This is a genomic window from Nostoc sp. DedQUE12b (assembly GCF_034530835.1).
GTDB lineage: Bacteria > Cyanobacteriota > Cyanobacteriia > Cyanobacteriales > Nostocaceae > Nostoc.
Genome location: NZ_JAVRCI010000048.1, coordinates 44,751 through 54,976, shown reverse-complemented (window position 1 = coordinate 54,976; position 10,226 = coordinate 44,751). Strand labels below are relative to the sequence as shown.

General features: G+C 40.3%; 8 protein-coding genes and 1 pseudogene. 1 reads left to right on the top strand and 8 read right to left on the bottom strand.

The features are described 5' to 3' along the window. From RMY16_RS21855 to dndC, 8 genes and pseudogenes are all read right to left on the bottom strand, one after another. Window positions 1–1,034: AmpG family muropeptide MFS transporter (locus RMY16_RS21855; protein WP_322738137.1), on the bottom strand; the 1,034-nt coding region annotated here is incomplete at its 3' end. 245 nt (window positions 1,035–1,279) lie between these two features. Continuing rightward, a complete protein-coding gene (locus RMY16_RS21850; protein WP_322738136.1) occupies window positions 1,280–2,737 on the bottom strand; it encodes a DNA phosphorothioation-associated putative methyltransferase in 1,458 nt (485 codons plus the stop codon). A 51-nt stretch (window positions 2,738–2,788) separates the two neighbouring features. Further along, window positions 2,789–3,175 (bottom strand): DNA sulfur modification protein DndE, encoded by a 387-nt coding sequence (gene dndE, locus RMY16_RS21845; RefSeq protein ID WP_322738135.1) that lies wholly within the window; start codon window positions 3,173–3,175, stop codon window positions 2,789–2,791. 30 nt (window positions 3,176–3,205) lie between these two features. Then, window positions 3,206–3,484, bottom strand: a pseudogene (locus RMY16_RS21840) (type II toxin-antitoxin system PemK/MazF family toxin); the annotation flags it as partial. Window positions 3,485–3,549: 65 nt separating this feature from the next. Beyond that, the gene (locus RMY16_RS21835) at window positions 3,550–3,816 is read right to left on the bottom strand and encodes a hypothetical protein (RefSeq protein ID WP_322738134.1); all 267 of its coding nucleotides are present in this window, start codon (window positions 3,814–3,816) and stop codon (window positions 3,550–3,552) included. Between the two features lie 88 nt (window positions 3,817–3,904). Next, a complete protein-coding gene (gene dndD / locus RMY16_RS21830) occupies window positions 3,905–5,890 on the bottom strand; it encodes a DNA sulfur modification protein DndD (RefSeq protein WP_322738133.1) in 1,986 nt (661 codons plus the stop codon). A 193-nt stretch (window positions 5,891–6,083) separates the two neighbouring features. Continuing rightward, window positions 6,084–6,704, bottom strand: coding sequence for a Uma2 family endonuclease (locus RMY16_RS21825; RefSeq protein WP_322738132.1), 621 nt, complete (start codon window positions 6,702–6,704; stop codon window positions 6,084–6,086). Window positions 6,705–6,749: 45 nt separating this feature from the next. After that, entirely contained in the window at window positions 6,750–8,402 is a 1,653-nt protein-coding gene (gene dndC, locus RMY16_RS21820) for a DNA phosphorothioation system sulfurtransferase DndC (RefSeq protein WP_322738131.1), read from the bottom strand. A 172-nt stretch (window positions 8,403–8,574) separates the two neighbouring features. Between dndC and RMY16_RS21815 the strand changes: the two genes are divergently transcribed. Beyond that, the gene (locus RMY16_RS21815) at window positions 8,575–10,176 is read left to right on the top strand and encodes a DGQHR domain-containing protein (RefSeq protein ID WP_322738130.1); all 1,602 of its coding nucleotides are present in this window, start codon (window positions 8,575–8,577) and stop codon (window positions 10,174–10,176) included. Window positions 10,177–10,226 lie beyond the last annotated feature (50 nt).

Genomic DNA, 10,226 nt, shown 5'->3' with positions numbered 1-10,226 from the left:
CTCATCAAAAAGGCAACAAAGGCTGCTGTCCCCAATCCACCACAAAATTGTTCTACGTTGATGGCAAGTACCATAGCTTGGTAGTTTTGACCGATGTATGCTAGAAAAAAGTAAGCTAAATTACTTACTGCTTGTAGAATACCAAAAACCCACAACGATCTATTGATGCCAATAGTACTCAAAATTGAACCACCGGCTAAAGCGCCGACAATCGTCGCAATTAACCCCATCCCCACTTGAATTGCCCCAATGTCGGTTTTGGTAAAACCAGTTTGCAGCAAAAAAGGCGTGGTCATATTGCTCAACAAAGCATCACCTAGCTTGTATAGGGTAATGAATGCAAGCGTGAGAATAGCTTTAATAATACCTTGACGCTGAAAAAATTCCTGAAAGGGCAAGATGACAGCATCAGCAAGAGAACCTGGAGGGCTAATTTCCTTCGGTTCTAGTGCGAATAAGGTGGCAAGAATACCAATTACCATCGTCCCTGCCATAAACAAGTAAACCGATGACCAAGGCAGTTTGTCAGCAAGCATCAAGGCTAAAGCACCTGCTACTAACATGCCAATTCGATAACCTAAGATAGAAACGGCTGCACCAGCGCCCATTTCTAATTTTTCTAAAACGTCGGTACGGTAGGCATCAGCAGCGATATCTTGAGTTGCACTGATAAAAGCAATGACTATGGCGTTGATGGCTAGTAGCTGTAATGCTTGTTTGGGTTGTTGAAAACCCATAACTGCGATCGCTACAATCAAAGCAATCTGCGTCAAAATTAACCAACCCCGTCGCCGTCCCAAAACTGGTAGGGTGAACCTGTCCAAAAATGGTGCCCACAAAAATTTCAAGGAATAAGGCAAACTAGCGAGGCTAAACCAACCAATAGCGGCTAAATCTACCTTCTCATCGGTCATCCAAGCCTTTAAGGTACTACCGATTAAAAATAACGGTAAACCTGATGAAAAACCTAAAAATAATAAAGCCGCCATCTTGCGACTACCGAAAACTCCCAGTAGCGATTTAATTTTCCTCATAGTTTCAAATTTTTGCCTCTTTTGAGGAAATATCAATAAAATACAACGAGGAAATTGAAAAGTATATCATTTAACTAGTACCTATAAGGGTTTGAATGATCGCAGCACCAGCAGTCTCTATTAATCCCGATCAGGAATTGAAACTTACCATAGCTGCTGTGTGATTTTCCGCAAACATGACAAACTACCAAGATTTACTTGGCTTAAATACAAATTCAGGATAACCTTATAGCGTCAGCGTTTTCTTAACTTTCCTGAATTGGATAAACCTGATGCCCCCTGATTTCTACTCTGTGTGCAGCAAGGCATTTTTCCCATCCTTCACGTGTACCGATGTCACTTTTACTATTGAGTAATCCTAATTGCTGTTCTTGTTGGGTGAGTTTAGCAAATTCTTCGTAGCCTGGGTAGTCGCTGGTGACAAATGTTTCCTTACGGTGCAAAATCGGCGGATTTGCCCTAGTTTCGTAGTCTCGGTGAGTGACGAATAGAGTTTTTAAATCAATACCTATGCTGGCTTTTAACGTCGGGTGGGGATTAGTGTCGAATTCAGGATAAGACAGATAGGATATTTGCGGCTTGTCAGTGTGATATTTGATTAATGTAGCTTCATCGACACGCCCAATGGTACGACTAGCGCAACCTTCACAAATTCGCAGCAATGGAGCAAGGGCTGCTAATGCCGAAACATGGACGTAAAGCGCACCGCGCGTGTGCTTACCAATTTTGCTTTTTTCACAAGCAGTTTGAATCACCCCAGGTTTACCCAAGCTGAAAAGCTTTTGATCGGCTACTTGACAAGCTTCCTCATAGCTGCTGAAAAAGGCTTTGATATCGTGGCGCATTTCTGGGGCTAACTTTTGCCATGCAGGGCGTTGATCAAAGTGGGTGAGAGCAAGATAAACTTGGATATCTAGAGAACGGCGGTAAGCGATCGCATCCCATTCTGCTTCATCAGTAGCTTGCAAAACTACACCGAAGGCGCGGCGAAAGTTACCAAATTCGCTCAGTAATTCCTGTTCATTTTCCAATTCGCCTTTTACAGGTAGTCTACCGCGCTTGGTAAAAAAAGCCATGAGTGGTTGCAGCTGTTCTTGATAGTCTTCAAACCGCTTAGTGGGGATACGGACTCGCGGTGTAGAAGTCGCAGAAAAAAAGCGGATAGCTTTGTAGCTTTCTTTTTCAGCTTCGTCTCGAAAAACGAAGTAAACGCCTAGTGCGATCGGTACTGCATCGACATTTAAGACTTCATCAATATAAGTTTTGAGTTCTTGTTGTTCGTAATATTTCTGAAAAGTATTGCGGCGCGTCACAATGCCATCATTGTAAGCAAGTTGGGTTTTGCTGGGTGCGTTAATTAGTATTTGAGCCGCGACAATTAAAACTTTCCCGGTGAGTTCCCAAGCTTGGCGAAGGCTTTGACGACGTTCTTCTGAGTCTTCAATAACATTAAGGACATAGCCCAAGTTGACCACATCGGCGGGAGTGCGTGGGACATCGGGATAGTAGTAAGGATCCCAGCCTGCGCTGGTGTAACCTAAGTTTTTGACTCGTTGGACATCACCACCATAGCCGCAACCGTAGTCAAAAAAAGTAGTGTCTGGATTCAGGATTGCCCATTCTATAGCCAATCGCACAGGGCGAGATAAATCAGTGCGAGCGATCGCAGCTCTATGACGCTCAATTTCTAGCGCTTCAGGCATAATATTAGTTGTCAGTTAACAGTGAAGAGTTAACAGTCAACTAATATCCTTTCAATTTTTAACCGCCAGTTCAATTAAATCTTCAATTTTCTTGATATTTGGATCGCCTGCTAAGTAACCAATACCGCGATGCAAATGTAAGCGGAATTGGGTGGCAAGGGTTTCTTTGTCGGTGGGATAACCGTCGTTGTAACAGCGTTGCTTGAGGGCGAGGAGGAGTATATCAGACATTTCGCCGCCAAAGACGCGCCAACTCATTTCGACGTTGCTATCCTGGGGAATTGAGACGGGGGAGGGTGCGGTTGCTTCTGCGAGGGAACGACAAAACGCCCAACGGCATAGGATATTCCATTGGTCAATTTTAGTGCTGCGCTTAAGTTTGGTAAGTTGGTCTTTGGCTGTTTGGGAAAGTTTTATTCTTTCGATTGGTGATTCCATAATCTTCCTAAAAATTAAAGTAGTTTTCGGTCATAAACCCAAACAGTAACGAACCGCAGTTTCAACTTCAAGCATCTTGGAGTCAGAAATTTTGCCAACTGGATCAGCAGGAAAGCGATTTGGATCTAAAGAGCGAATTTGAAAACATAAAAATACTGTTTCTAGTCGCAATCCACTGTCACTAGGAGATACTCGTATATTGTTTGGATAATCGTGCCTAATATTTGTTCCTTTCGTACCTACAACTACAGTTACAACCAAAGGTAATTGGTTGATAGCGTCTATAGATAACACTAAAACTGGTCGTGTTCCTGCTTGTTCTCGTCACCGCACTGGATTAAGATTTATAAAATAAATTTGTCCTCTCTCAATGCTCACCACTTTGTTAAACCCTTTTTTAACCCATCCATTTCTGTAACACTAAATTCATTATTGATAGAGGCAATTTCTGCCTGTATATCTAAATCACTAGCCATTGCTGCTAGTTGTTCATTCATATATTTAACATCAGTAAAGCTATCTGATATTTGCTTCTTTTCTTGCACTTGTCTTGTGATAAGTTCTAAAACCCATTCTAGTTCTTCTAATGACAAAGCACGTAGGTCACGCTCAATTTTTAGTAAATGTGGTGAGTTCGTCATTGCTTATCTACTTTCCAAAGGTCGTTATATATATTGTAAATATCTAGAGTTGGAAAAATCGCACTCTGCCAATTTTTAACAATATCTACTACCAAAAATATCCTGGTTTTATGGTTGTTTGGCGGGTAGTGGAGTCGTATTTGAGCAGGTATTCACGAGCGATCGCTTCATTTTCTCGCAGTGTTTCTACTTCTTTTTTGCCAATCTCAGTATCCGTAGAAAGCAAAATTACTTGATGGCTAGCAGATGGAAAGTAACGTTCAACTAAGTTATTGCGATGAGAGGAGTCGAGTCTACCTAGCGGCGTATCGATTGCTACTGGTAAGCGGTGTCCAGAGACTTTGGCTAAACCCCAGAGAAATGCGATCGCAAGTAGTTGTTTTTCACCTGCTGATAAACGATGTTTAGGCACAGGTTTACCATTTAAATCATAAAGCAAAAGGCTGAAAGTCTTAGTATCAATGGTGATGCGATGCACTAAGTCTGATTTGTGGAGGAGATAAAGGAAGCAATTTTTAACTTCTTCTTCTAACTTATTGAGCTTTCTCAATGTTAATTTTTCACGAAAAATCTTGAGTGTGTTTTGAACTTTAGCCGCAGAAGTAATAATATGTTCGCTATTTTTATGTTTAATATTTTCTACAGTATAATCATTTAGTTCTTTTTTAGACTTAGCAATAACAGTTTCTAATTCAGCTAAACGGCGGCGGATTGTTTCGTAATTTGCTTTAGCTTCAATAACTTGATTTTGTGCCGTTTCTAGTGCTTGACGCAGCTTTGTATAATCTTCTGGTGCTGCTGCTGTTTGCACTTGTCTTTCTAGAGTATGAATTTCTTCTTCTTTATTTTTGAGAATAGCTAATTTCTCTTTTGCAGAAAGTTTAGAATTTTGTAAATGATATATAAAATTATCTAGCTGACTTAAACTTTCATCATCAGCTAATAACCAAGGTGCTTCTATTTGGATAGTCTTAGCATATAAATTATCGACATCTTGGACTAGAAATGATTGAATTTTTTCAACTTGAATCGGAGAAATCTCCACTTGATTGAGCCAAGCAAGTAAGCGCTGATCTCGCTCAATTAACAAATCTTTAGAAATTTGTACCTGTTGATGGCGAAATTCCTTTTCTCCCTGTGCTTGCACCTGATTAAGCAAATTGGGAATTAATGCCAGAGGTAAAATATCAGCCGCGAATTCACACATCGACTGACGTACTTGTTCAATTTCCGCAGTTTTTGTATCCTGTTGTAATTCTAGTTGAGTGCGTTCTGCTGCAATCTTCCCACCTTCAGAAATAAATTTATCAAAAGCTTCTTGCTGCTTTTGTTCTAACTCTTCTACCTGATTTTTGAGAGTTTCTAACTTTTCTCCTGTTGTTTGATAATCTTCTTGTTGTTGGGTTAACCTAGTTTCAATTTCCTCTAGATTTGCTAAATCTTTACTATTACCAACTTCTTTAAGTTTACGGTTAACTAAGATATCTAAATCAACTGCTAAACGATCTGCTAACTCTAAACCTAAAAGTCCACGAATTGCATCTACTACAACAGGTGGTGGTGTTTCTTGTTCTGCGAGTTCTTTAACCTGTTCACCATCAAAGAGAAATAAGTTAGAAATCCCTAATGGCAGGAGATTTTCAATATATTCATCCCAGATATTAACTAAAGCATCGGGCCATGTATCACTGTCACCTAAAATACCTAATGTATCTTTACCGTCTTTAGGATTTTTTGTCCAACTACGCACAACACGGTATTTTATTGGTTTATCGTTTTCAATATGTTCAAAAAGTAATTCAATCCGCGTGTCTCCAATTGGATCTATTTTGTTGTTGACACATTGATTGAGAAAATCACTATAACTTAAATTACCACGGGTAGAACATTGGGCACGGGGGCCATAAAGGGCGAGACGAATAGCATCCATAAGCGTGGTTTTTCCGCCGCCATTCATCCCACCTAAAAGAATAATTGGGTGTGAGCTTTTCTCATCAATTTTTGGGTTAAGATTGATTACCTGTTTTCCACTGTAGGGGCCAAAGTTTTGTAGAACGAGTTCAAGAAATATCATTAATTTTTAAGATTAGCATGAGTTCGACAGCGATCGCAGAAGCAAAAACTTTGTGATGAAAGGAATCAGATACAATTAATTAGATGATTTTGTCTGACACATTGAGAAAAAATATTGTCTATGAAATATAGATAATACCATCATTAACTGTTAAGAAATGCGATCGCATCTGTCTGGGTGTTGGTAAGCGTGGCTAGATTTGCACACCTCCAGCTTGAAAAATCTGTTCGGCGGTTAAATTCAATTCTGGGAAAGTAGGCGAGACAATATGGGTATCGCCTTTAAATTGAGTAACTTGGTACTCACCATCAACTAGCTCATAAATGGATATAGTAGGCAGTTTAGGATTACCAATAAACTTTCTAGCGCCATAAGCCGCGTAATCTATAATCCAATATTCGGGAATACCTATAGCTTCATAATCAGCTAATTTTTTGTAGTAATCATCTCGCCAATTGGTACTGACAACTTCAATAACCAATGGAATAGATATAGCTTGAGATACAGTTGATTCTTTTTTCCATAAAGGCTCATTCACTAAATTTGTCCGATTGATTATTAAGATGTCTGGTGAATAAGCTGATTCACCTTCAAATGGCTTGACTAATACAGTTTTTGGAATGAAGTAAGGAAGTTTTTGTCGCCCAATTTCGATAGATATATTTAGCGCCAAAAAACCAACAACATCCTCATGATCTCCTACTGGTTGAGCCATTTCAACAATCACGCCATCATGTAATTCGTATCTCCCACCCTCAGGCCGCCAAGCTGCAAAATTTTCAAAAGTTACTAATTTGTGTATGGCTTGAATCATAGAACCTCGCTTGTTTTAAGATAATCAAACTTTGTCAAGCGTTCTTTAAGTAGTTTGTTGACTCCTATCTTCTATTATTCTATTTTTTTCCTTTTTAAATTTCATACTTGCCCAAGTTACCTGTTCATCACTTTCCCTTTCACTTTGATCGACTTCATTGATTGCTGCAACATCGCCCAAAGTCATCTGCTTGACTTTTGCAACATCACCTTGACTAACTGCTTCGCTTAATTCTCGTTTCAAACGAGCATTTTTAATCGCATCTTCTGGAGAACGGGAACTTGTATTAAAACATTTTTCTAAGGTTTCGTATATTCCCACGCGACGAGTCTTTTTGCGATACTGGCGTTCTGTATCTAACAATTTCGCCATGAGTTCCAAGTGCATCGCGTCACCTTCACAGATTTCTTCTAATACTATCCATTCATCACGACCTAGTAAGCTATAGTCAGCGCCAGGACGGGGGTCTTGAAATTCTTCACCAGTCACTTCTTGATAAATCCGGGGTAAGCTATCATCAAATTCGTGTTTTTCTTCTAGCCAAATGCGGCGAATTTCACTCATTTCTTCTAGAGTAATTAGGGTGATGTCGCGCATATTTTCTGGCGCTGTCCGACGGGTTTTTGTTTGCGCTTCTAATAATCGTCTGAGCCAATGTTCCCGCCAATATTTAGTATAGGGGCCAGGGATTGGTTCAATGGAGGTTTCCCCGTTTTTATTGCGTTCAAATAGTTGGACATCTCCCCAAATTCTTCTAAAATCTCTTTTTTCTCGGTCATCTTTGATATCTAGTTCATTACGGATATCTAATAATGGCTGCATCCATTCTTTTTCTTCATCATTTTGGATCATTGCCTCCATTGATTTATCCTTATTCACTAGTGTGCAAACCCAGCAGCCAAATCGGGAATCACCACAACTAGGAGTAGAAGTATCAACAACTAGTGGACATTCATTATCGGCTGTTGCACCTCGATACATAGCAAATAATTCTTTATTACTTTGTCCCCAAGGATTATCCCACTGATTCAGGTATATCCAGACATCGTTATTACTCCAATCTTCAATAGGGGTATAAATTAAGGAGTTGGGTAGGCTGGCATTAGGACTCAGGCGATCGCGTACTCTATCAACTTGATGCTTTTTCATTGTGGCAGCACGTTTGGCGCTTTCTGCTTTGCGAGTACCCAATACAAGAATTGTTTCACCGTTAGCTCTAACTATTTCACGGATGAATTGATTAGCAGGATTAATTTTTAAGCGTGGTGTACACCACCGAAACTGGTTACGAGGGGCTGGATATCCTTTACCAATAAGATTTACCCAAAATGTGTCTTCAATTACTGGTTGTAGTAAATGTGGATCAATTGGCATCCCTTGTTTTTTAGCAGCTACTTTTAGATTCTGCAAGGATTTGCGAACCCAAGCAGATACTACAGGATTTTCTACCTGAGTATCGGTTGTAATGACATATATAGTTTTAGTTCTTTTTTCTGGAGGAAGAGCTGCGATCGCATTCCATACAAGCTGCAATACTGTGCTAGAATCTTTTCCCCAAGACACACCCAAAACCCAAGGTATCTCATCTAAACAATACAATTCTTGAATTTCAGTGTTGAGAGCTTGGATATAGTCCACTAACTCTGCTACAGTACGTGTTTGCTGAACTGTCTTTTCTGGTTGTTGTGCTGTAGTCATTTCTCCTTCTCTCTGGAAACACTGGCGTAATATCCGGGCGAATAGAATTCGCGGCAATACAGACAAAACCCACCTCGGTGGGTTGAAGAAAAGTTTTTAAAAACTTTACTACTAATATCCAAATTTTTGGATAATTAAACCACATAATCCTATTCTGTTTTTAAAATCTAACATGAAAGATAGTGCATCTGACCCAACTGCTGACATCGCTAGAGAATACCTGGAACGGGAAAACAAGGAAAAACAGGTACTAGCTTTACTCCTAGAGAAGTTTTTAGGGAGAAAAGATCAGATTCTCGTTCAAAAAACCGAGATGGGTGGTACTGAGGCTTATGTTAGCTCTGTTACACTGGAATGGTTTGCAGGTCGGGTTCACTTCGCCTCTGGCTTACCTCTGTTTCAGAAAAAGTACAATCCTGAAACTGATAATGTCGAGATTGACGCAGATAGTATTGATGAAATTCAGCAACGTCCCCTTGATTGGTCACGTCAAGCACCGCTAGTCCAGTATTTAGCGGCTAGAGACAATCATAAGTTTCCGCCGGTGCTGGTGGTGATAAATCAACCGTGGGTGGATAATCCCAAAGCTGCTGAGTGGGATAGCGAAGGACGCGCCACAAAGTCTACGACTGATTTTATACCCCTAGATAAAGACGGTAAGGTAGGTTTGCTAAATATTTCTGAGGATGATGTAACCATTTATGCACTAGATGGACAACATCGACTAATGGGGGTTCAAGGATTGATGGAGTTAATCAAAACTCGTAAACTCCAACGCTATAAAAAAGATAAAGGTGCTGATGACAGTTTTATTACAGTTAATGATTTGATAGAAAAGTACCAAGTAGACCTTGCTTACTTGCAAAATTTACCCAAGGAAAAAATTGGTATTGAGTTCATCTGTGCGGTAGCGGCTGGGGAAACTCGCACCCAGGCGAGGCGCAGGGTAAGATCGATTTTTGTTCATGTCAACCTGATGGCTGCACCGTTGACTAAAGGGCAACTAACACAGTTGAATGAGGATGATGGTTTTGCGATCGTTGCTAGAAAAATTGCAGTTACACATCCACTATTAGAACAACGACAAGAACGCAATCCCCGGGTCAATTGGAATAGTGCAACGGTAGCTTCCAATTCTACAGTTTTGACGACATTGCAAGCTCTACAAGATATGTCTGAGCGATATTTGGCTCAAAAGTTCCCCCACTGGAAACCCTTGGAGAAAGGTCTAATTCCCATGCGTCCAGAGGATGAAGAACTTGAGCAGGGGATTGAGGAATTTAGCAAGCTATTTGATAATTTAGCTAGTCTTTCCAGTTATAAAATTTTAGAACACGAGGATACACCAGCTTTGCGGCGCTTCAGCTTTGAGAAGGATGGAGGTGAAGGAAATATGCTTTTCCGTCCGGTTGCTCAAGTTGCATTAGCGCAAGCTTTGGGAATTATGGTTTTTAAAAAAGGTTTTTCTCTAGCAGATATTTTTAAGAAACTGCGGAAGTTTGACCAGCAAGGCGGCTTTAGTGGTATGGAATATCCCCAATCTCTTTGGTATGGGGTTTTATATGACCCAAATAAAAAGCGGGTGCAGGTTGCTGGACGAGATTTGGCAGCGAAGTTATTGATTTACATCCTGGGTGGAATTCAGGAACAGATGGAACGTGCTGAACTTCGTAAGGCTTTGGCGGATGCTAGGACTGTTGAAAATAAAACTATAGGTTTTGATGGGGAGTTTGTTGAACCGAAAGCTGTAGGACTTCCACATATTCTCAACTAGCAAAATTAAGTAGGGATTTTGTAGTGTGGTTTTTACCGATGCTACAGTCC